General features: G+C 70.2%; 18 protein-coding genes and 2 tRNA genes. 10 read left to right on the top strand and 10 right to left on the bottom strand.

Going from position 1 to position 21,509, the window contains the following annotated elements; genetic code table 11:
• Positions 1-43 precede the first annotated feature (43 nt).
• Positions 44-253 carry a methyltransferase gene (locus tag ABC271_RS09540; protein ID WP_412924644.1) on the bottom strand — a complete coding sequence of 70 codons (210 nt, stop codon included), beginning with the start codon at positions 251-253 and terminating at the stop codon, positions 44-46.
• 101 nt (positions 254-354) lie between these two features.
• Here ABC271_RS09540 and ABC271_RS09545 point away from each other — a divergent pair.
• The 6 genes from ABC271_RS09545 to ABC271_RS09570 all read left to right on the top strand — a co-directional run bounded on the left by ABC271_RS09545 (position 355) and on the right by ABC271_RS09570 (position 2,497).
• Positions 355-427 (top strand) — tRNA-Arg (locus ABC271_RS09545).
• A 37-nt stretch (positions 428-464) separates the two neighbouring features.
• A complete protein-coding gene (gene orn, locus ABC271_RS09550; RefSeq protein ID WP_412924645.1) occupies positions 465-1,091 on the top strand; it encodes an oligoribonuclease in 627 nt (208 codons plus the stop codon).
• 36 nt (positions 1,092-1,127) lie between these two features.
• Positions 1,128-1,203 (top strand) — tRNA-His (locus tag ABC271_RS09555).
• 123 nt (positions 1,204-1,326) lie between these two features.
• Positions 1,327-1,704, top strand: a complete 378-nt coding sequence (locus tag ABC271_RS09560) for a metallopeptidase family protein (RefSeq protein WP_412924646.1) — start codon at positions 1,327-1,329, stop codon at positions 1,702-1,704.
• A complete protein-coding gene (clpS, locus tag ABC271_RS09565) occupies positions 1,695-1,997 on the top strand; it encodes an ATP-dependent Clp protease adapter ClpS (RefSeq protein WP_412924647.1) in 303 nt (100 codons plus the stop codon). The genes ABC271_RS09560 and clpS overlap by 10 nt, the downstream gene beginning before the upstream one ends.
• The gene (locus ABC271_RS09570) at positions 1,994-2,497 is read left to right on the top strand and encodes a DUF2017 family protein (protein WP_412924648.1); all 504 of its coding nucleotides are present in this window, start codon (positions 1,994-1,996) and stop codon (positions 2,495-2,497) included. The genes clpS and ABC271_RS09570 overlap by 4 nt, the downstream gene beginning before the upstream one ends.
• A 28-nt stretch (positions 2,498-2,525) precedes the next feature.
• On the opposite strand, the gene ABC271_RS09575 is transcribed toward ABC271_RS09570, so the two are convergent.
• The 6 genes from ABC271_RS09575 to gatC all read right to left on the bottom strand — a co-directional run bounded on the left by ABC271_RS09575 (position 2,526) and on the right by gatC (position 8,421).
• Entirely contained in the window at positions 2,526-3,119 is a 594-nt protein-coding gene (locus ABC271_RS09575; protein ID WP_412924649.1) for a nucleoside/nucleotide kinase family protein, read from the bottom strand.
• Entirely contained in the window at positions 3,094-3,414 is a 321-nt protein-coding gene (locus tag ABC271_RS09580) for a hypothetical protein (RefSeq protein ID WP_412924650.1), read from the bottom strand. Before ABC271_RS09580 ends, ABC271_RS09575 begins: the two co-directional genes overlap by 26 nt.
• Before the next feature lie 63 nt (positions 3,415-3,477).
• Entirely contained in the window at positions 3,478-4,734 is a 1,257-nt protein-coding gene (locus ABC271_RS09585; protein WP_412924651.1) for a DNA polymerase IV, read from the bottom strand.
• A 353-nt stretch (positions 4,735-5,087) separates the two neighbouring features.
• Positions 5,088-6,605: an Asp-tRNA(Asn)/Glu-tRNA(Gln) amidotransferase subunit GatB gene (gene gatB, locus ABC271_RS09590; protein ID WP_412924652.1), complete on the bottom strand. Its 1,518-nt coding sequence runs from the start codon at positions 6,603-6,605 to the stop codon at positions 5,088-5,090.
• On the bottom strand, positions 6,605-8,125 hold the full coding sequence (gene gatA / locus ABC271_RS09595; RefSeq protein ID WP_412924653.1) for an Asp-tRNA(Asn)/Glu-tRNA(Gln) amidotransferase subunit GatA: 1,521 nt from the start codon (positions 8,123-8,125) through the stop codon (positions 6,605-6,607). Before gatA ends, gatB begins: the two co-directional genes overlap by 1 nt.
• On the bottom strand, positions 8,122-8,421 hold the full coding sequence (gatC, locus tag ABC271_RS09600; RefSeq protein WP_412924654.1) for an Asp-tRNA(Asn)/Glu-tRNA(Gln) amidotransferase subunit GatC: 300 nt from the start codon (positions 8,419-8,421) through the stop codon (positions 8,122-8,124). Before gatC ends, gatA begins: the two co-directional genes overlap by 4 nt.
• Before the next feature lie 60 nt (positions 8,422-8,481).
• Here gatC and ABC271_RS09605 point away from each other — a divergent pair, with 60 nt between their 5' ends.
• Positions 8,482-10,170, top strand: coding sequence for a long-chain-fatty-acid--CoA ligase (locus tag ABC271_RS09605; protein WP_412924655.1), 1,689 nt, complete (start codon positions 8,482-8,484; stop codon positions 10,168-10,170).
• 14 nt (positions 10,171-10,184) lie between these two features.
• On the opposite strand, the gene ligA is transcribed toward ABC271_RS09605, so the two are convergent.
• From ligA to ABC271_RS09620, 3 genes are all read right to left on the bottom strand, one after another.
• The gene (ligA, locus tag ABC271_RS09610; protein WP_412924656.1) at positions 10,185-12,590 is read right to left on the bottom strand and encodes an NAD-dependent DNA ligase LigA; all 2,406 of its coding nucleotides are present in this window, start codon (positions 12,588-12,590) and stop codon (positions 10,185-10,187) included.
• A 172-nt stretch (positions 12,591-12,762) separates the two neighbouring features.
• The gene (mnmA, locus tag ABC271_RS09615) at positions 12,763-13,860 is read right to left on the bottom strand and encodes a tRNA 2-thiouridine(34) synthase MnmA (protein ID WP_412924657.1); all 1,098 of its coding nucleotides are present in this window, start codon (positions 13,858-13,860) and stop codon (positions 12,763-12,765) included.
• 9 nt (positions 13,861-13,869) lie between these two features.
• Positions 13,870-15,054, bottom strand: a complete 1,185-nt coding sequence (locus tag ABC271_RS09620; protein WP_412924658.1) for a cysteine desulfurase family protein — start codon at positions 15,052-15,054, stop codon at positions 13,870-13,872.
• A gap of 45 nt (positions 15,055-15,099) precedes the next feature.
• On the opposite strand from ABC271_RS09620, the gene glgX reads away from it, so the two are divergent.
• From glgX to glgB, 3 genes are all read left to right on the top strand, one after another.
• On the top strand, positions 15,100-17,190 hold the full coding sequence (glgX, locus tag ABC271_RS09625) for a glycogen debranching protein GlgX (RefSeq protein ID WP_412924659.1): 2,091 nt from the start codon (positions 15,100-15,102) through the stop codon (positions 17,188-17,190).
• Between the two features lie 108 nt (positions 17,191-17,298).
• Positions 17,299-19,359 (top strand): alpha-1,4-glucan--maltose-1-phosphate maltosyltransferase, encoded by a 2,061-nt coding sequence (locus tag ABC271_RS09630; RefSeq protein WP_412926129.1) that lies wholly within the window; start codon positions 17,299-17,301, stop codon positions 19,357-19,359.
• Positions 19,356-21,494, top strand: coding sequence for a 1,4-alpha-glucan branching protein GlgB (gene glgB, locus ABC271_RS09635; RefSeq protein WP_412924660.1), 2,139 nt, complete (start codon positions 19,356-19,358; stop codon positions 21,492-21,494). Before ABC271_RS09630 ends, glgB begins: the two co-directional genes overlap by 4 nt.
• Positions 21,495-21,509: the final 15 nt, after the last annotated feature.

Here is a 21,509-nt window from a genome sequence, read left to right on the forward strand (position 1 = left end):
CGCCGCGCCGCACGGCATCATCGCCCGCGGCGCGGTGTGGAACTCAGTGCTCCCGGAACTCGGGGCGGTCGCTCCCGGGCTTCAGGTGCGAGTGCAGGGCGTTCTTCGCGATGGCCATGGTCGGGTAGACACCGAGCCGCTCGTCCTTGCCCGTCATGTGTACGGCGTAGCCCTCGGCATCTTTCTGGATGGTGCCGACGACGCCGCCCGGACCGTAGGCGACCCACAGGCGCCGTGTCGTCGTATCGGACATGGTGCTCCTTTCGTTCGATCTGGCCGGACACTACGCCCGCGCCAACGACGCCGCTAGGGGGTCGACCACGCGGAGAGCGGTCACCGATATCCTGGTGCGGACCCCCAGTAGCTCAGTGGATAGAGCAGCGGCCTTCTAATCCGCCGGTCGCACGTTCGAATCGTGCCTGGGGGACCGACTCCACGTCCGACCCCGTCAGTAGGATGACGGGATGGTAAGCGCCTCTGAGAACGACCGGCTCGTCTGGATCGACTGCGAGATGACGGGACTCGACCTCGCGGTCGACGAGCTCGTCGAGATCGCGATCGTCGTCACCGATTTCGAGCTGAACGTCCTCGATCCTGGCTTCCAGGTCGTCATCAAGCCCGACGCGTCGGCGCTGGAGAACATGGGCGAGTTCGTCACCGAGATGCATCGCTCGTCTGGACTGCTCGACGAGATCCCCCACGGTGTGAGCCTCGCGGATGCCGAGTTCCAGGCGCTCGAGTACATCCAGCGTTTCGCTCCCCTCGAGGGCAAGGCGCCCCTCGCCGGAAACACCATCGGGACCGACCGCATGTTCCTCGCGAAGTACATGCCGCGCGTCGATCGGTGGCTGCACTACCGCAACGTCGACGTGTCGAGCATCAAGGAGCTGTCGCGTCGGTGGTACCCCCGTGCGTATTTCAACGCTCCCGCGAAGAACGGCGGGCACCGCGCTCTTGCCGACATCCTCGAGTCGATCCGCGAATTGGCGTACTACCGCAAGGCCGTTTTCGTGCCCGAGCCCGGCCCGACCAGCGACGAGGCGAAGGGCGCCGCATCGTCGGTCGTTTCGTCGTTCGCGCGAGACGTATGACATAATCGTTCAGTTGTCCGCTGCGGCGGACGCATGGTGGCTATAGCTCAGTTGGTAGAGCACCGCGTTGTGGTCGCGGGGGTCGCGGGTTCAAGTCCCGTTAGCCACCCCACATCGAAGGCCCGCTCCCGGCGGGCCTTCGTCGTTCCGGCCGGCGCCCCTCGGCGGCTCATAGAATCGACCGGGCGGGGCGAATCGGCATCCGCCGCCATCGTCCGCACGATCGGGAGACCCCATGCACGAGGACGTCGGAGAGCACGCGACTCTCGATCTCGACGCCGAGGCGTTCGAGGCTCTCGTCGTCGCCGAGCTCGACCGTCTCCCCGATGACATGGTCGAAGGACTCGACAACGTCGTCTTCGTGGTCGAAGACCGCCCCGAGGACGGGTCGCTCGACCTCCTCGGTCTCTACGACGGCTGGGCGTTGACCGAGCGCGACCGGTACGGGGTGGGCGAGCTCCCCGACCGGATCATCGTGTACCGCGAGCCGCACCTGGCCGCATGCGCCGACGAAGACGAACTGCGTGACGAGATCCACACGACGCTCGTGCACGAGATCGCGCACTTCTACGGGATCGACGATGCGCGGCTGCACGAACTCGGATGGGCGTGATGGCAGGCATCGCCGCCCCCGACCTCGACGAGGTCACCGAGATCGAGGTCGCTCCCCCGACGTCGTGGCAGACCGTCGTGTGGAACGATCCCGTGAACCTGATGAGCTACGTCGTCCACGTGTTCCGCACGTACTTCGGGTTCGACGCGGACACGGCGCACCGGCTGATGCTCTCGGTGCACCACGACGGCCACGCCGTCGTCGCGCGCGGCCCTCGCGAGCTCATGGAAGTGCACGCGCAGGCGATGCACGACTACGGACTCTGGGCCACCGTGCGAAAGGACGAGCGATGAACGACCGCATCGTCGTGATGGAGATCAGCGGGCTCGAGGCGCTGCACCTGGCGGGCATCGTCGGGCAGTTCCGCGATCTCGTCGTCGATGCCGGCCGCGACGACGACCCGGCCGTGATCCGTCTGCTCCCCGACGCCTATCCCGACGACGAGGAGGCGAGCCGCGAGTTCCGGAGGCTCACGGGCGCCGACATGCTCGACCGCCGCGCCGACGACGCACGGACGGTACTCCACACGCTCGGCATGGACGGCGGCGACCTCGACCCCGGGAGCGACCCGGACACGACGATCACGGTGGCCCTCGGCGAGACCGAGGCGCGCGCGTGGATGCGGACCCTCTCGGCGGTTCGCCTCGTGCTGGCCACGCGACTCGGCATCCAGGACGACGACGACCATCGTCCCGGTGACGCGCGCTTCGGCATCTACGACTGGATCGGCTACCGTCTGGACGGCCTCGTCACCGCTCTCGACCGTGAGCTCGACGATCCGTCCGGCCGCTGATCCGGTCAGACCGTTCCGCCGCCGCTGATCACGGCAGGAAGACGACCAGGGATGCCAGGGCCTGCGGCTCGTGCTCCCGGAGGTGAGCGGACTCCTGGGCCGCCCAGCGATCCCAATGCGGACGGTACGTGTCGCCGTCGCGGCGCAGCGCCCGGTCCTTACGGGCGATGTCGGGCGCATCCACCCACACCCGGACGTCGGCGAGCGACGCCGCGGCGGGAGTGAGGAGCCCCGAGCCCTCGACGACGAGCGGCAGCGACGGGTCGACGGCGTGCGCCTCCGCGCGCTCCCCCGCCTCCCAGTCCCAGCGCTGCCAGACACCGATGGCGCCCTTCGCGTGCGGCAGAAGGATCGACTCCCGCGCGTAGTCGGCACCCTCGGCGAGACCGCCCCATCCCGGATAGAGGTCGTCCAGCGCGACGAGCTGCACACGACCGCGCCCCGGCCACGCGGTCACCAGTCGCCGCGCGAGCGAGCTCTTCCCCGCCCCACTGCGGCCGTCGATCAGCACCACCGGGTTGGACGCGCCGACCGCCCGCACCCGCGAGAACACCGCCCCGACCGCAGCGGTCAGGGCGGCGTCGAGGGGATCGCCGCTACTTCTTGAGGGCGCGGATGACACGGCTGAGGGCGCGACCGGCCACCCACACGAACGGGATGCCGACGGCGAGCAACGACACCAGGTTCGGGTCGAAACGCAGGTCGTCGCCACGGCGGATGTACGCGCCCAACGGCAGCGTGTACCCGCCACCGCCGCCGCCCTCGTTGCCGTTCTCGTCGGAGCCTCCGCCGAATCCGGCCCAGATCAGGGCGACGGGGACGATGCGGACGCCGTCGACGTCCTGCTGCTCCCCGTAGGCGGACGTGACGCCGAAGCTGGTGGCCTGCTTGCCGAGTTCCAATGCGATGTTGGGCATGGGCCCACCGTACCCGGCCGCGACGGTCGCGCCCAGGGGCGTTGCGCCCGCGGGCGGGCCGTGTCAGTGCTCGTACGAGGGACGGGGGTTCGTCGGCAGCGCGCCGCCGCCGCGGGCGGGACCGAGGAGCGAGCCGCGGGTCACGGCGCCGCGTCCGAACCGCGCGGTGGCACCGTCGAGAGCCCCCTCGACGCGCCGCCACTCCGCGTCGTCGTCCCACAGCGTCGCGGCCGCTGACATCGGCCGGAGCTTCTCGCCGCGCACACCGACGAGCCGCACCGCTTGTCGGCGGTCGATTCCGTCGAACAGCTCGATCGCGGCATCGCCGATCCGTTGGCCGACCGACGTGGGTTCGGGCAGCGTCCGCGAACGACTCAGCGTCGTGAAGTCGCTGAAGCGCACCTTGATCGAGATCGTGGATGCCTCGAACTCCTGACTGCGCAAGCGCGCACCGACGCGGTCGGCGAGCCGCCGCAGCTCGACGTGCAGCGTCCGGGTGTCGGAGATGTCGGTGTGGAAGGTCTCTTCGTGGCCGACGCTCTTCTCGACCCGGCTCGTGTGCACCTCGCGAGCGTCGATCCCGCGCGCGAGGTGCCAGATGCGCTCGCCCATCGCCTGGCCCAGCACCTGCTCGAGCACCGGACGGGGCGTGTCGAGCACGTCGGAGATGAGCCGGATCCCTCGCGACTCCAGCGACTCGGCCGCCTTCGGCCCGACGCCCCAGAGGGCGCGGACGGATCGCGGACGCAGGAACGCCTCGGTGTCGGCCTCGGCGACGATGAGCAGGCCGTCGGGTTTGGAGATCGTGGATGCCATCTTCGCCACGTGCTTCGTCGCGGCCACGCCGACGCTGCACGTCAGGCCCGTGCGCTCTTTGACGCGGGCACGGAGGTCGCGCGCGATCTTCCCCGGGCTCCCCCACAGTCGCCTCGCGCCGCGCACGTCGAGGAACGCCTCGTCGATCGAGAGCGGTTCCACGAGCGGCGTGATCTCGTCGAAGATCGCCATGACCTGCCGCGACATCTCGGTGTATCGCGAATACGGCGGGTTCACCACGATCGCGTTCGGGCACAGGCGAAGCGCGACCGCCACCGGCATGGCCGACTTCACGCCGTACCGACGTGCCTCGTACGACGCGCTCGAGACGACGCCGCGCCCCTCGGACCCGCCGATGATGAGGGGCTTGCCCGCGAGCAAGGGGTCATCGAGCACGGCCACCGACGCGAAGAACGCATCCATGTCGACGTGCAGGATGCCCGCTCCCGTGTCGTCGGCGTCGGGCGGCGAGACGATGCGCCCCGTGCCGTCCCCGCGTCCCATGGCATCCATTCTCCCCCGGGCCTCCGACATTGCGGCCGGGCGGGTGTCGGTCGCTCGCAACCTCAGCGATTCGCGCAACCTCAGTCGAAAGTGCCCGAACCCGACTGACCCGCGGCGAATCGCTGAGCCTATGCAACGGCCTAACCCACCCGGCAGCGCCGGCCCGACAGCCGTGCACAGCCTCAGCGATCCGCGCGGCCTCAGCGATCTGCACTACCTCAGCCGGAAGCCCTCAAACCCGACTGACCCACGGCGAATCTCTGAGCTTGCGCACCCACCGCAACACCCCGGCGAACGACGGATGCCACGGCCCCGGTCGCGCGGACCGGTGGAGCCGTGGCATCCGGGGGTTCTTACTGCGCGGCGGCGCGTTCCAGCACGAGCTCGCGCACACGCGCGGCGTCGGCCTGACCCTTCATGGCCTTCATGACGGCGCCGATGACGGCGCCGGCGGCTTGGACCTTGCCGTCGCGGATCTTCGCGAGCACGTCGGGCTGAGCGGCGAGGGCGTCGTCGATGGCGGCAATGAGCGCACCGTCGTCCGACACGACGGCGAGCCCGCGGGCGTCGACGACCTCCTGCGGAGTGCCTTCACCGGCGATGACCCCCTCGAGCACCTGGCGCGCGAGCTTGTCGGTCAGCGTTCCGGCGTCGACCAGCTTCTGCAACGCGGCCACGTTCTCGGGGCTGACGAGCTCGGCGGGCTCGCGTTCCTCGGCGTTCGCGATGCGGCTGATCTCGCTCAACCACCACTTGCGGGCGGCGGCGGGAGTTGCACCCGCGGCGACGGTGGCTTCGACCTCGTCGAGCAGCCCGGCGTTCACGACGCCCTGGAAGTCGATGTCGGCGAAGCCCCAGTCGGCCTTGAGACGGCGACGGCGGGCGGCGGGCGGCTCGGGCAGAGCCGCGCGCAACTCCTCGATCAGCTCCGGCGCCGGAACGACCGGCAGCAGATCCGGCTCGGGGAAGTACCGGTAGTCATCGGCATCCGACTTCGGACGCCCGGGCGACGTGCGCCCGGTGTCCTCGTGCCAGTGGCGCGTCTCCTGCGTGATCGTGCCGCCCGCGGCGAGGATCGCGGCCTGCCGCTGGATCTCGTACCGCACCGCGCGCTCGACCGACCGCATCGAGTTGACGTTCTTCGTCTCGGTGCGGGTGCCCAGCTTCTCCTGCCCCCGCGGGCGCAGCGACACGTTCGCATCGCAGCGGAGGTTGCCGCGCTCGAGACGTGCCTCCGAGATGCCGAGGGCGCGCACGATGTCGCGGATCGTCGCGACGTACGCCTTCGCCAGTGCGGGGGCCGAGTGCTCCGCGCCGACGATCGGCTTGGTCACGATCTCGACCAGCGGCACCCCCGCGCGGTTGTAGTCGACGAGGGAGTACTCCGCGCCCTGGATGCGACCGGTGGCCCCACCCATGTGCGTGAGCTTGCCGGCATCCTCTTCCATGTGCGCGCGCTCGATCGGCACCGTGACGATCGTGCCGTCCTCGAGCTCGACCTCGACGGAACCCTCGAACGCGATCGGTTCGTCGTACTGCGAGATCTGGTAGTTCTTGCCGAGGTCGGGGTAGAAGTAGTTCTTCCGCGCGAACCGGCTCGACGGCGCGATCGAGCAGCCGAGGGCAAGGCCCAGGCTGATCGACGAGCGGATCGCCTCGGCGTTCACGACCGGCAGTGCACCCGGCAGGCCCATGTCGACCGGGGCGACGAGCGTGTTCGGCTCGGCGCCGTGGTTCGCCTCGTTCGCCGGGTTGGGCGCGGCGGAGAACATCTTCGTCGCGGTGTTCAGTTCGACGTGGACCTCGAACCCGAGGACCGGCTCGAACATCTCGAGCGCCTCGTCGAAGTCCATCAGCGCATCCTTGGCCATCAGCGCGTCGCTCCGTTCGTGAGGGAAGGGGCCCGGTCCAGCAACGGACCGCCCCACTGGTCGACGAGCAGCGCCTCGAGGGCCGCGCCGACACGATACAGACGCGCGTCCTCGCGGGCGGGAGCGAGGAACTGGATGCCGACCGGCAGCCCGTCCTCCTCGGCCAAGCCGCTCGGGATCGAGATGCCCGGGACACCGGCGAGGTTCGCCGGGATCGTGGTGACGTCGTTGAGATACATCTGCAGCGGGTCATCGATCTTCTCGCCGAGGCGGAAGGCGGTCGTCGGTGCCGACGGCGTGGCGATGACGTCCACGTCGGCGAACGCCGCGTCGAAGTCCTGCTGGATGAGCGTGCGGACCTTCTGCGCGCTGCCGTAGTAGGCGTCGTAGTACCCGGCCGACAGGGCGTACGTGCCGAGGATGATGCGGCGCTTGACCTCGGGACCGAACCCGGCGTCGCGGGTGGCGGCCATGACGTTCTCGACCGTCGGGGTTCCCTCAGGGGTGACGCGCAGACCGAAGCGCACCGAGTCGAACTTGGCGAGGTTGCTGGATGCCTCCGCGGGGAGGATCAGGTAGTACGCCGCGACGCCGTACTCGAAGTGCGGCGCGCTGATCTCGACGATCTCCGCACCCTGCGCCTCCATCGCCGAGAGCGCCGCGCGGAACGAGTCCGAGACGCCCTTCTGGAATCCGCGGTCGTCGAGCTCGCGGATGACCCCGACCTTGAGGCCCTTCAGCACGGCACCCGACGCACCCTCGCGCGCGGCGGCCGCGAACGACGGCCACGCGTCGGAGAGCGACGTCGAGTCGTGCGGGTCGTGTCCGCCGATGACGTCGTGCAGAAGACCGGCGTCGAGCACGGTGCGGGTCACGGGACCGACCTGGTCGAGGCTGGATGCCAGCGCGATCGCGCCGTAGCGGCTGACTCCGCCGTACGTGGGCTTCACGCCGACCGTGCCGGTGACGTGAGCGGGCTGACGGATCGACCCGCCCGTGTCGGAGCCCAGGGCCAACGGCGCCTCGAACGCGGCCACGGCCGCGGCCGAACCGCCACCCGAACCGCCGGGGATCCGGTCGAGGTCCCAGGGGTTCCGGGTCGGGCCGTAGGCGGAGAATTCCGTGGAGGACCCCATGGCGAACTCGTCCATGTTGGTCTTACCGAGGGGCACGAGACCGGCCGCGCGAGCGCGCGCCACGACGGTCGCGTCGTACGGCGACATGTAGCCCTCGAGGATCTTGGATCCGCTCGTGGACGGCATATCGGTCGTGACGAGGACGTCCTTCACGGCGAGCGGCACACCGGCGAGCTTGCCGAGCTGTTCACCCGCGGCGCGGCGGCGGTCGATGTCGGCCGCGACGTCGAGGGCGTGGTCGCTGACGTGGAGGAAGGCGTGCACGTCGCCGTCGACGGCGGTGATGCGATCGAGGTGCGCCTGCGTCGCCTCGACGCTCGACACCTCTTTCGCGGTGAGCGCGGCGGCGAGGTCGGCGGCGCTCAGGCGCGTGAGGTCGGTCACTGCTCCTCCCCCAGGATCGCGGTCACGCGGAACCGGCCGTCGGCCTGGTCCGGCGCGTTCTGCAGCACCTGCTCGAGGGTGAGCTGCTGCTGCACGACATCGGGGCGGAAGACGTTCTGCAGCGGGATCGGGTGGCTCGTGGCGGCGACGTCGGGCGTTGCCACCTCGGACACCTTCGCGATGTTGTCGACGATGGCATCCAGCTGCCCGGTGAGGCGCTGCACCTCGTCGTCGCTCAACTGGATCCGAGCGAGCACACCGAGATGGCGCACGAGATCAGGGGTGATTTCAGACACTCCGCAAGTCTAGTTCGCGGGCACCGCGCACCGGGACCGGGCCCGGCCTACGCTGGAACCGTGACGAGCTTCGACCCGCCTCGCCCCTGGACCGCCAGCTACGCCGCCGGAGTGCCGGAAGACCTCGATCCGCAGTCGGGGTCGCTCGTGGACATCCTCGATGCCTCGACGCGCGACTACCCGGATGCGCCGGCGCTGGAGTTCTTCGGCCGGACCACCACGTACGCCGACCTCTCGGCCGAGGTCACGCGTGTCGCCGCGGCGCTGGCCGCGCACGGCGTGCGGGCCGGCGACCCCGTCGCGATCGTCCTGCCGAACTGCCCCCAGCACATCGTGGCCTTCTACGCCGTGCTGCGCCTCGGCGCGGTCGTCGTCGAGCACAACCCGCTCTACACGCCGCGCGAGCTGCGCAAGCAGTTCGAGGATCACGGCGCGAAGCACGCGGTCGTGTGGAGCAAGGTCGTGAAGACCGTGCAGGAGTTCCCCGCCGACCTCCGCGTCACGACGCTCGTCTCGGTCGATGTCACACACGCCATGCCGCTGCGTATGCAGGTGGCCCTGCGCCTCCCCGTCGCCAAGGCGCGGGAGGCACGCGCAGCGCTCACCGAGAAGACCTCGGATGCCACCCCCTGGACGCAGCTCGTCCGCCACGACCCTCTCCCGGAGTCCCACCCGCGCCCGGCGACCGGCGATCTGGCGATCATCCAGTACACCAGCGGCACGACGGGCACACCCAAGGGGGCGATGCTCTCGCACGCCAACCTGCTGGCCAACGCCGCCCAGTCGCGTGCATGGGTGCCGTCGATCGTGCGCGGCGAGGGCTGCGTCGTCTACGCCGTCCTGCCGATGTTCCACGCGTACGGGCTGACGCTGTGCCTCACCTTCGCGATGTCGATGGGGGCGCGCTTGGTGCTCTTCCCGAAGTTCGACCCCGATCTCGTCCTCGCCGTGACGAAGCGGCATCCCGCGACCTTCCTGCCGCTCGTCCCACCGATCGCCGAGCGACTCCTCGCCGCCGCCGAGGCGCAGGGCGTGTCGCTCGCGGGCACCGACATCGCGATCTCGGGTGCGATGGCTCTCCCGCACGACCTGGTGGTGCCGTTCGAGAAGGCGACCGGCGGCTACCTCGTGGAGGGCTACGGCCTCAGCGAATGCTCGCCCGTCCTCATGGCCAACCCCGTGGCCGAGAACCGCGTGCCGGGCACCGTGGGACTGCCGCTGCCGGGCACCGAGTGCCGCGTCGTCGATCCCGACGATCCGCACACCGACGTCGAGCCGGGCGCGCGCGGCGAACTCGTCGTGCGCGGGCCGCAGGTGTTCTCGGGCTACTACGGCAAGCCCGAGGAGACCGAGGCGGTCTTCGTCGACGGATGGTTCCGCACCGGCGACATCGTCACGATCGACGAGGGCGGATTCGTCCGCATCGTCGACCGCATCAAGGAGCTCATCATCACGGGCGGGTTCAACGTGGCCCCCACCGAGGTGGAGAACGTCCTGCGCCAGCACCCGGGGATCGCCGACGTCGCCGTGGTGGGGCTGCCGAGCGAGCACTCCGGCGAAGAGGTCGTCGCCGCCGTCGTCGCCTCCCCCGATTCGACCCTCGACCCCGAAGAGGTGCGCACCTTCGCGCGCGGCATCCTGACGCCGTACAAGGTGCCGCGTCGCGTCGTGGTCGTCGACGAACTGCCGAAGTCGCTCATCGGCAAGGTGCTGCGCCGTCAGGTCAAGGAACGTCTACTCGCGGACTGACCCAAAGCGGCGGGTCACTCCTCCGAGGGTGCCGTGGCGGTCTCGAGCGCGGCGGGACCCTGGGTCACGAGGAGGTGGAAGCCGGCGGCATCCAGGATCCGGATGCCGAGCTCCTCCGCCTTCGCCAGCTTGGAGCCCGCGCCGGGGCCTGCGGCGACGAAGTCCGTCTTCTTCGACACGCTCGACGCCGCCTTGCCACCCGCCTGGATGATCGCCTCCTGAGCGCCCTCGCGGGTGTAGCCCTCGAGGGAGCCGGTGGCGACGACGGTGAGTCCGGCGAGGACTCCGCCCGCGGCGGCTGCCGCTCCGGGGCCGGGATGACCGGGGATCGAGAAGCGCACGCCCGCGGAGGTCCAACGGTCCACGATCTCGCGGTGCCAGTCGACGTCGAACCAGTCGATCACGGCGTCGGCGATGATGCCGCCGACGCCCTCGACGGCCGCAAGCTCCTCGCGGGAGGCGGCACGGATGGCATCCAGGGACCCGAACCACTGCGCCAGGGCACGCGCGGCGACGGGACCCACATGGCGGATGTTGAGCGAGACGAGCAGACGCCAGAGGTCTTTCGTCTTCGCCTTCTCGAGCTCTGCGACGAGCTTGACGGCCTGCTCGGAGGGCAGTGCCTCGCGGTAGTCCTTCCGGATGCCGCGACGTCGCCGCTCGGCCGGATCGAGGTCTTCCGTTCCAGGCGGGTAGGTCGCGGCGCCGAGCTTCTGGAACGGCGCCCGCCGAACCTCCTCGCCGGTTCTCTCGTCGATCTTGCGTTCGCCGGTCTCGGCGTCGCGCACGACGACCTCGATCGGCACGAGCTGCTCGACGGTGAGGTCGAACAGACCGGCCTCGGTGTCGAGCGGCGGCTCGGCCGGAACGTCGGGCTGGGTCAGTGCCGCAGCCGTGACCTCGCCGAGCGCCTCGATGTCGAGGGCCCCCCGCGAACCGATGTGCTCCACGCGGCCACGGACCTGCGCGGGGCAGGATCGCGCGTTCGGGCACCGCAGATCGATGTCACCCTCTTTCGCCGGGCGCAGAGGCGTCCCGCACTCGGGGCAGTCCGCCGGCATGACGAAGGCGCGTTCCGTACCGTCGCGCAGCTCGACCACCGGGCCGAGCACCTCGGGGATGACGTCGCCGGCCTTGCGCAGCACGACGGTGTCGCCGATCAGTACGCCCTTGACCTTGACGACGTCCTGGTTGTGGAGCGTGGCCTGCCGCACGACGCTGCCGGCCACCCGCGCAGGCTCCATGACGGCGAACGGCGTCGCCCGACCCGTGCGGCCGACGGACACCACGATGTCGAGCAGCTTCGTGTTGACCTGCTCGGGCGGGTACTTGTACGCGATCGCCCAGCGCGGTGCGCGGCTCGTCGCGCCGAGCTCGTCGTGCAACGCCAGTTCGTCGACCTTCACGACGACGCCGTCGATCTCGTGCTCGACATCGTGCCGGTGCTCGCCGTAGTGCGCGACGAAGTCGAGCACCCCCTCGACGGTGGACTCGACCCGGCTGTACGGCGAGGTCGGAAGCCCCCACGACTTCAGGAGGTCGTAGATCTCGCTCTGGGCGGCGACGGGCGGGTCGGGCCAGGCGCCGATGCCGTGGACGTACAGGGCGAGCGAGGCGATCCGCGCGAGACCCGCCTCGAGCTCGAGCCCGGTCTTCTTCTCGATCTGCTGTCGCAAGCCGCCGCTCGCGGCGTTGCGCGGGTTGGCGAACGCCGGGAAACGACGCGCCGCCGCCTGCTCGGCCTTCTCTTCGTCGAACGCCTTCGCCCCGCCGCGCCGTGCGGTCGCGCGCTCGCGCGCCTCGGCCACAGCCCGCTCGCGATACTCGCCCTGGAGTCGGTTGAGGTTCTCGAACGCCGCCACGGGGATGAAGACCTCGCCACGCACCTCGACGAGGGTGGGATGCCCGACGCCCGTGAGCTCCCGCGGGATGCCCGCGACGCGGAGCGCGTTGTCGGTCACGATCTCGCCGACGCGCCCGTCGCCGCGCGTTGCGGCGGAGGTCAGCACGCCGTTCTCGTACCGCAGGCTGATGGCGAGCCCGTCGATCTTGAGCTCGCTGAGCCACTTCACCGGTCGCCCGGCGGACGCTTCGGTCTTGATCGCCCAGTCGCGCAGCTCGTCCGGGGAGAACACGTTGTCGAGGCTCAGCATCCGCTCGGCGTGCTCGATGGTGACGAGGTCGGTCGCCTCAGCCGCACCCACCGAGAGAGTGGGGCTGTCCTGACCCTGGAGCTCGGGATACAGCCGCTCGATGGTCTCGAGCCGATGCATCCAGCCGTCGTACGTCGCGTCGTCGACGAGCTCGGCATCCCGCCCGTAGTAGGCGTCGCGGGCGTCGACGATGCGCTGCGTCAGGTCGGCCGCCTCGCCGCGCGCCTCGTCGAGGGTCAGGTCGGGAAGCTGGTCGTGCTCGGTCACGCCTCCAGCTTAGGGACGGCTCCCGACATCGCCGGCGGGGGTTGTGGCGCACACGGGCACGGGAGGAGTTTCCCGGGGCGGAGGGGCGATCCCGGGGCCGTGGTCCTCCCGTCTCCGAATCTCCTCCGCGGCCCTGAGCCGCGACGAGACCGCAGCTGACCGAGGAAGCGGGTCACACCTCGGCGGGGACGGCGGACACCGTGCGCGCGATCGTGAACTGTCCGATCACCCGCGTGCCGTCGTACAGCACCGCCGTCTGGCCGGGCGCGACGCCGTCGAACGGCTCGTCGGGACGCACCGTGAGCACGCCGTCCTCGAGCACCGCGATCGCGGGCACCGGGTCGGCGTGGGCGCGGATCTGCACGTGGCATCCGAATTCCGTTGCCTCCGGCGCACGTCCGGCCCACGTGAAGCGGTCACCGGAGATCTCGGCGCACGCCAGCGCCTCTTTCGGGCCCACGACGACGGTGTTGTTCACGGGCCGCACCTCGAGCACGAATCGCGGCTTGCCGTCGGGCGCGGGGACGCCGAGCTGCAACCCGCGGCGCTGCCCGACGGTGAACGCGTGCGCTCCCTCGTGGCGTCCCACGACCGCGCCGGAGCGGTCGAGGATCTCGCCCTGCTCGGCGCCCACGCGATCCGCCAGCCACCCGCGCGTGTCGCCGTCGGGGATGAAGCAGATGTCGTGGCTGTCGGGCTTCTGCGCCACGGAGAGACCGCGTTCCTCGGCCTCGGCGCGCACGACGGCCTTCGACGGGGTCGATCCGAGCGGGAAGTACGTGTGCGCGAGTTGCGCGGCGGTCAGGACGCCGAGCACGTACGACTGGTCCTTCGCGGCATCCGAGGCCCGGTGGAGTTCGCGCCCGCCGGGCGTCTCGACGAGCGTCGCGTAGTGGCCCGTGCACACCGCGTCGAAACCGAGCTCGAGGGCCCGCTCGAGCAGCGCCGCGAACTTGATCTTCTCGTTGCAGCGCATGCACGGGTTCGGGGTGCGTCCGGCGCGGTACTCGGAGACGAAGTCCTCGATGACGTCGTCGCGGAACCGCTCCGAGAAGTCCCACACGTAGAACGGGATGCCGAGCTTGTCGGCGGCGCGTCGGGCGTCCATCGCGTCCTCGATCGTGCAGCACCCCCGGCTTCCTGCTCGGAGGGTTCCCCCGGCGCGCGAGAGCGCCAGGTGCACACCCACGACGTCGTGCCCCGCCTCGACCGCGCGGGCCGCAGCCACCGCGGAGTCCACGCCACCGCTCATCGCCGCCAGAACTCGCATCGTCCCAGTCTACGAACCGCCCGCTGAACGGGCGCCGGATGCCACGGCCCGCTCGTACGCGGACGGGAGCGCCGCGAGGACGGCATCCACGTCGTCGTCCGTCGACGTGCGCCCGAGCGTGAGGCGGAGGACCGAGCGTGCGGCGCGATCGTCGAGGCCCAGGGCGAGGACGACGTGAGAGGGCTCGGCGACGCCCGCCTGACACGCGGACCCGGTCGACACCGAGATGCCGGCCATGTCGAGAAGGAACAGCAGCGTCTCCCCCGCCGCCCCCGGGAAGAGCACGTGCGCGTTTCCCGGCAGTCGGTCGTCCGGGTCGCCGAGGAGACGCGCGGCCGGGATGGCCTCCTGGATGCCGTGCACCAGGCGCCGGCGGAGCGCCTCCAGCCGCACCGACTCGCGCTCGCGTTCCGCCTCGGTCGCGGCAGCGGCGGCGGCGAACGCGGCTGCCCCCGCGGCGTCCTGCGTCCCGGCGCGGAGTCCGCGCTGCTGCCCGCCGCCGTGCAGCAGCGGGGTGAGTCGCGCGTGGCGGGAGACGACCGCGGCACCCACTCCGACAGGACCGCCCACCTTGTGCGCCGACACGGACAGCGCGACGAGGCCACCGGGGTCGGACCCGGGCCCGCGCCACCGCGCGAAGTCGACGGCCACCTGCCCGAGCGCCGAGACGGCGTCCAGGTGCAGGGTCACACCGGCATCGGCGGCGGCGCGCGCGAGACCCGCGGCGTCCTGCACCGTTCCGACCTCGTTGTTCGCCACGAGCGCGGTGGCCAGGGCCGCCCCCGGCAGCGCGACGGCGAAGTCGGTGACGGGGATGCGGCCGATCCCGTCCAACCGCACGGGTCGGACGCTCGCGCCGGCCTCCCCGGTAAGCCAGGCCACCGTGTCGAGGGTCGCGTGATGCTCGCCGTCCGGCAGGACGATCGCGTCGGTGGACGGCACCCGCGACCACCACATGCCCTTGAGCGCGAGGTTCGTCGCCTCGGTGCCACCCGAGGTCAGCACGACCTCGATGGGCTGGCATCCGAGGATCTCGGCGAGCTGCTCCCGGGCGTCCTCCAACAGCCGCCGTGCCGCCTGACCGGCCCCGTGGATCGACGAGGGATTGCCCAGCACCTCATGCGCGGAGAGCCACGCGTCGCGCGCCTCCGGCCGCAGCGGGGTCGTGGCGGCGTGGTCGAGATAGACCGACATTCACCCTCCCGCTTCCCATCCGAGTCCTTCACTACCCTAGGACGCATGGTCCCACCCGAAGCGGCCCTGTCTGCTCCCTCTGCGCTCCTCGCCCCGTCGTTGAACGACCTCGGCGTCCGGCCCGGTCAGGACGGGGGCACGCTCCGGGTGTGGTCGGCGCACGCCGACGCGATGCACCTCGTCGTCTTCGACGACGTCGATCTCGACTGGGCCGTCGAGACCGTGCCGATGACCCCCGTCGGTGGCGGGGTGTTCGAGGCGACCAGCCCTCTGCTGCGACCCGGCGCACGTTACGCAGTGCGCGTGGGCGGACCCCACGCGCCCGGCAACACGTTCAACCCGCAGACGTTGCTCCTCGACCCCTACGCGCGGGGTCTCGTGTCCGGCGGCTTCGGCGACTGGCGCTCCGTCGTCGTCGACGGCGGCTTCGACTGGGGCGGAGTCGCCAAGCCGCGCGTCCCCTTGGACCGCACGGTGATCTACGAGGGTCATGTGAAGGGGCTGACCAAGCGGCATCCCCGGGTTCCCCCGGCCCTGCACGGCACGTACGCGGGCCTCGCCCACCCGGCGATGATCGAGCACTTCCTGTCGCTCGGGATCACGAGCGTCGAGCTGCTGCCGGTGCACGCGTTCGCGACCGAGCCGCGTCTGCTGCACCTGGGACTGACCAACTATTGGGGCTACAACTCCCTCAACTTCTTCACGCCGCACGCCGCGTACGCGACCTCCGCGAGCCGCGCGGAGGGCCCCGAGGCCGTGCTGCGGGAGTTCAAGGGCATGGTGCGACTCCTGCACGAGGCGGGTCTGGAGGTCATCCTCGACGTCGTGTACAACCACACCGCGGAAGAGGGCATCGGTGGCCCCCGCTCGAGCTTCCGCGGAATCGACAACCGCTCGTACTACCGCCAGACCGACGAGGGCGTCTATATCGACGAGACCGGGTGCGGCAACGCGGTGAACACGTCGACGGATGCCGCCGCCCGCCTCGTGCTCGACTCTCTTCGCTACTGGGCTGAGGACGTGCAGATCGATGGCTTCCGATTCGACCTCGCCGTCACGCTCGGCCGCGACGAGAACCACTCCTTCACCCCCGACCATCCGCTCCTGAAGGCCATCCGCGACGACGAGGTGCTCGCGGGCACGAAGCTGATCGCCGAGCCGTGGGACGTCGGCATGGGCGGCTGGCAGACCGGCAGCTTCGGCGACGGGTGGCTCGAGTGGAACGACCGCTATCGCGACCGCGTCCGCAATTTCTGGCTCAGCGACATCGACTACGCCCGCCGCGCCAGCACCGCGCCGGTGGGCATCGGAGGGTTCGCCACACGTCTTGCAGGGTCGTCGAACACGTTCTCGGAAGAACGCGGTCCGCTCGCGAGCGTCAACTTCGTCACCGCCCACGACGGGTTCACTCTGCGCGACCTCGTCTCGTACGACGTCAAGCACAACCTCGGCAACGGCGAACAGAACCGCGACGGGGCCGACACCAATCGCTCGTACAACCACGGCGCCGAAGGCCGGACCGACGACCCGCGCATCCTCGCGACGCGCCGGAAGGCGATGCGCAATCTTCTGGGGACGCTCCTTCTGTCCGCCGGGGTGCCCATGATCACCGCGGGCGACGAGATGGGACGCACGCAGCGCGGCAACAACAACGCGTATTGCCACGACTCCCCGCTCACGTGGCTCGCGTGGGACCTCGCGCCGTGGCAGGAGGATCTGTTCGCGCACACCCAGCGTCTCCTCCGCCTCCGCCGGGAGAACCCCGCTCTGCGTCCCGTCCGTTTCGCGCGTCTCGGGGAACACATCCCCTCCGCCTCGCTCATGGACTGGTTCGACGAGCACGGCGAGACCATGTCGAGCGAGCGCTGGACCGATCCCTCGCACCGCACGCTCCAGTACCTCGCGACCTCGACGCCCGAGAACGAGGAACTCAACCGCATCCTGCTCGTCGTGCACGGGAACGAGAGTCCCGTCGAGGTCACGCTGCCCGACCTCGCGGAGGACGTCGAGTACGTCTCGCTGTGGTCGAGCGCCGACGAGACGCCCTCGGACGACACCCCTCGCCTCTCGCCCGGTGATGTCGTGCCCTTCGTCGGGACATCGATGCGTCTGTTCCGCGTCGACATCCCGATCTGACGCAGCGTCGGGGAATCGGTCCCCTCTGTCAAGGCCTGGGGCAAGCCCTGCGGGAACGTCGGCGCCCCACGATAGGTTCGGAACGTGGCCACCACGACGACGACACCGATGCCCGTTCCCGCTTGGCGCAGCGCCTCCTCGATCCCCGTACGTCCGATCACCCCGACGCCCTCGAAGGGTGTGGTCACGCCGCGGCTTCCGCTGGCGCTCCCGCATCCGTCCGTGCCAGGCGGCCGATTCCGTCCGTCCGCCTACGTCGGCGAAGCCGTTCCCTTCACCGTCACCGCGTTCCGCGAGGGACACGACCGGATCGGCGTGCAGGTACGACTCTTCTCCCCCTCCGGCGACGAATCGCTGCACCGGCTCTCGCCGCTGAACGACGGCTTCGACCGGTGGTCGACCCTCATCGCGCCGCTCGAGCAGGGCGTGTGGAGGTTCCGCTTCGAGGCGTTCGCCGACGAGTTCGCCACGTGGGAACACGCCGCCGACGTGAAGATCGCCGCGGGCGTCGACTCCGCGCTGATGCGCGAGATGGGTGCGCTGCTCTTCGATCGCGCGCGCGGTGAGAAGAAGCGCCCTGCCGCCGACAAAGATCTCCTGTACGCCGCGGCACGGACCCTCCGCGACCCCGACACGCACGATGACGTCGCGCTGCAGGTCGTGCGCGACCCGGAGATCGCGGCCGTCTTCGACGCTCGCCCGCTGATGGGTCTCGTCTCGGCCGGGAAGGATGCCGAACTCCTGGTGGAGCGCGAACGCGCGGGCGTCGGCGCGTGGTACGAATTCTTCCCCCGTTCCGAGGGTGCGACCCGTGGCGAAGATGGTTCCGTGATCAGTGGGACGTTCCGCACGGCCGTGGATCGACTGCCGGGCGTCGCGGGGATGGGCTTCGACGTCCTGTACCTGCCGCCCATCCACCCGATCGGCGAGCAGAACCGCAAGGGGCCCAACAACACCCTCGTGACCTCTCCCGGCGACCCCGGCTCCCCCTGGGCCATCGGCGGGCCGGCCGGCGGACACGACACCGTCCACCCCGACCTCGGCACGCTCGAGGACTTCCGCGCGTTCGTCGCGGCCGCCGGCGAGAACGGCATCGAGGTCGCGCTCGACCTCGCGTTGCAGGCCTCGCCCGACCACCCCTGGGTCGCCGAGCATCCCGAGTGGTTCACGACGCTCCCCGACGGGTCCATCGCGTTCGCCGAGAACCCGCCGAAGAAGTACCAGGACATCTACCCGGTCAACTTCGACAACGACCCCGTAGGCATCCGCGCCGAGGTACTCCGCATCGTGCGGCACTGGATCGCCCAGGGCGTTCGCATCTTCCGCGTCGACAACCCGCACACCAAGCCGCTGCAGTTCTGGGAGTGGCTGATCGCGACCGTGAGCGCCGAAGACCCCGACGTCGTGTTCCTCGCCGAGGCGTTCACGCGCCCGGCTCCGCTGCAGGGGCTCGCGATGGCCGGCTTCCAGCAGAGCTACACGTACTTCACGTGGCGCAACACCAAGCAGGAGCTCGAGGAGTTCTTCGACGGGCTCGCGCACGACACGGCCGACTTCCTGCGGCCGAACCTCTTCGTGAACACCCCCGACATCCTCACCGAGTACCTGCAGTTCGGCGGACGGCCGGCCTACAAGATCCGCGCCGCCCTCGCGGCGACCGCGGCACCGACGTACGGCGTCTACGCCGGCTACGAGCTGTACGAGAACGTCGCGCGCCCGGGGTCGGAAGAGAACATCGACAACGAGAAGTACGAGTACAAGTTCCGTGACTGGTCCGGTGCCGAGGCGTCCGGCGACTCCCTCGCCCCGTACCTGCGCCGACTCAACGGCATCCGCCGTGACCACCCGGCCCTGCGCCAACTGCGGAACCTCCACGTCCAGTGGAGCGACGACGACGCCATCCTCGTCTACGCCAAGCACCTCGATGCGGCGCTGTCGCCGACGGGCGCGGCGGACACCCTCATCGTCGTGGCCAACGTCGATCCGCACTCCGCGCGCGAGACGACCGTCCACCTCGACACCACCATCTGGGGTATCGAGCCCGGCACGCCCTTCGAGGTCGAAGACCTCATCACCGGTGCCGTCTGGACGTGGACCGACCACAACTTCGTGCGCCTGGACGCATTCGCCGAACCCGTGCACATCCTGCACGTGAAGGAGTCCCGATGACCTCGCTTCCCCCCGAGCTCCTGGATGCCGTCGCCCACGGCGCCCACCACGATCCGCACAGCATCCTCGGCGTGCACGAGACCACGGACGGGTGGCTCATCCGCACGCGCCGGCCACTCGCCCGTGAGGTGGTCGCCGAGCTCGACGACGGCACGAAGGTCGAGCTCGAGCACCTGCGTGCGGGCATCTGGGAAGGCCTCCACCCTGAGGCTCCCGGCGATTACCGGGTCCGAGCGACCTACGACGGCGGCGGCGACCACCTCGCGGACGATCCGTATCGCCACGCGCCGTCGATCGGCGAGCTCGACCTGCATCTGATCTCGGAGGGACGCCACGAGGAACTGTGGCGAGTGCTCGGAGCGCACGTGCGTGATCTCGACGGCTCCCCCGGCACGGCGTTCACCGTGTGGGCGCCGGACGCTCGCGCGGTGCGCGTGATCGGCGACTTCAACGGGTGGGACGGCACGGGCAGCGCGCTGCGGTCGATGGGCGGCAGTGGCGTCTGGGAGCTGTTCCTCCCCGAGGTCGGTGTCGGAGCGCGCTACAAGTTCGAGATCCTCACGCGCGCGGGCGCGTGGATCCAGAAGGCCGACCCGATGGCGCGCCTCGCCGAGCTGCCGCCCGCCACGGCCTCGGTGGTGACGGCATCCGACTATCGCTGGGACGACGACGTCTGGATCGACGAGCGCTCGCACACCGCGCCGATCGACCGGCCGATGTCGATCTACGAACTCCACCTCGGTTCGTGGCGGCCCGGATTGTCCTACCGGGCGGCGGCCGACGAGATCATCGACTACGTCGGCGCCCAGGGCTTCACGCACGTGGAGTTCCTGCCGCTGGCCGAGCACCCGTTCGGCGGCTCGTGGGGCTATCAGGTGTCGGGCTACTACGCCCCGACGAGCAGATTCGGCGACCCCGACGATCTGCGCTACCTGATCGACCGGCTGCACCAGGCCGGCATCGGCGTGATCATGGACTGGGTTCCCGGTCACTTCCCCAAGGACGACTTCGCCCTGGCGAAGTTCGACGGCGAGGCGCTCTACGAGCACCCCGACCCCCGCCGAGGCGAGCACAAGGACTGGGGCACGCTGATCTTTGACTACGGGCGCAACGAGGTACGCAACTTCCTCGTCGCGAACGCGCTGTACTGGTTCGAGGAGTTCCACGTCGACGGTCTGCGCGTGGATGCCGTGGCATCCATGCTGTATCTCGATTACTCCCGCAACGACGGAGAGTGGGCCCCGAACCAGTTCGGCGGGCGCGAGAACCTCGAGGCGATCCGGTTCCTCCAGGAGGTCAACGCGACCGCTTACAAGCGCTACCCCGGCATCGCGATGATCGCCGAGGAGTCCACGAGCTTCCCCGGTGTCACCGCCCCCACCAGCCACGCGGGCCTCGGCTTCGGGTTCAAGTGGAACATGGGCTGGATGAACGACTCGCTGCAGTACATCGGGCGGGATCCGATGTACCGCTCGCATCACGAGGGCGAACTCTCGTTCTCGTTCGTCTACGCGTTCAGCGAGAACTTCATCCTGCCGATCAGCCACGACGAGGTCGTGCACGGGAAGGGCAGCCTCTTCGGTCGGATGCCGGGCGACCACTGGCAGAAGCTTGCGAACATGCGCGCGTTCCTCGCCTACATGTGGGGTCATCCCGGCAAGCAGCTGCTGTTCATGGGCCAGGAGTTCGGGCAGATGTCCGAGTGGTCCGAGTCGCGCGGCCTCGATTGGTGGATGCTCGATCAGCCCTCGCACGCGCAGCTGCACTCCTTCGTGGGCGAGCTGAACCGCGTGTACCGCGAGCACGCGCCGCTGTGGTCCCGCGACCACGACGGGGCCGCGTTTTCACGCCTGGGCGCACCGGCATGGAACCCGAACGTCCTGGCGTTCGCGCGCCGCGACCACCACGGCAACACGATCGCCGTCGTGTGCAACTTCTCGGGCGTGCCCCTGGGCGACTTTCCGCTCGACCTGCCCGAGGCCGGCACCTGGACCGAGGTGCTCAACAGCGACGCCGAAGCGTTCGGTGGCTCCGGGCAGGGCAACCTCGGCGCGGTGACGACCGACGGCCGCGGGAGCGCCGTGCTGACGGTTCCGCCGCTCGGCGTTCTGTGGTTGCACCACCGCGCCGGCTGAGCCGTCGAGCGCGTG

The organism is Microbacterium canaveralium (genome assembly GCF_047238045.1).
Classification (GTDB): Bacteria; Actinomycetota; Actinomycetes; order Actinomycetales; family Microbacteriaceae; genus Microbacterium.

Bases quoted from the DNA above. Each gene is read 5' to 3' on its own strand.
- ABC271_RS09580 (WP_412924650.1), bottom strand. From the start codon at position 3,414: ATGCCCAACATCGCATTGGAACTCGGCAAGCAGGCCACCAGCTTCGGC.
- mnmA (WP_412924657.1), bottom strand. From the start codon at position 13,860: ATGCGAGTTCTGGCGGCGATGAGCGGTGGCGTGGACTCCGCGGTGGCT.
- orn (WP_412924645.1), top strand. From the start codon at position 465: ATGGTAAGCGCCTCTGAGAACGACCGGCTCGTCTGGATCGACTGCGAG.
- gatB (WP_412924652.1), bottom strand. From the start codon at position 6,605: ATGGCCAAGGATGCGCTGATGGACTTCGACGAGGCGCTCGAGATGTTC.
- ABC271_RS09570 (WP_412924648.1), top strand. From the start codon at position 1,994: ATGAACGACCGCATCGTCGTGATGGAGATCAGCGGGCTCGAGGCGCTG.
- ABC271_RS09620 (WP_412924658.1), bottom strand. From the start codon at position 15,054: ATGTCGGTCTATCTCGACCACGCCGCCACGACCCCGCTGCGGCCGGAG.
- glgB (WP_412924660.1), top strand. From the start codon at position 19,356: ATGACCTCGCTTCCCCCCGAGCTCCTGGATGCCGTCGCCCACGGCGCC.
- ABC271_RS09560 (WP_412924646.1), top strand. From the start codon at position 1,327: ATGCACGAGGACGTCGGAGAGCACGCGACTCTCGATCTCGACGCCGAG.
- glgX (WP_412924659.1), top strand. From the start codon at position 15,100: ATGGTCCCACCCGAAGCGGCCCTGTCTGCTCCCTCTGCGCTCCTCGCC.
- clpS (WP_412924647.1), top strand. From the start codon at position 1,695: ATGGGCGTGATGGCAGGCATCGCCGCCCCCGACCTCGACGAGGTCACC.
- ABC271_RS09540 (WP_412924644.1), bottom strand. From the start codon at position 253: ATGTCCGATACGACGACACGGCGCCTGTGGGTCGCCTACGGTCCGGGC.
- ABC271_RS09630 (WP_412926129.1), top strand. From the start codon at position 17,299: ATGCCCGTTCCCGCTTGGCGCAGCGCCTCCTCGATCCCCGTACGTCCG.
- ABC271_RS09585 (WP_412924651.1), bottom strand. From the start codon at position 4,734: ATGGGACGCGGGGACGGCACGGGGCGCATCGTCTCGCCGCCCGACGCC.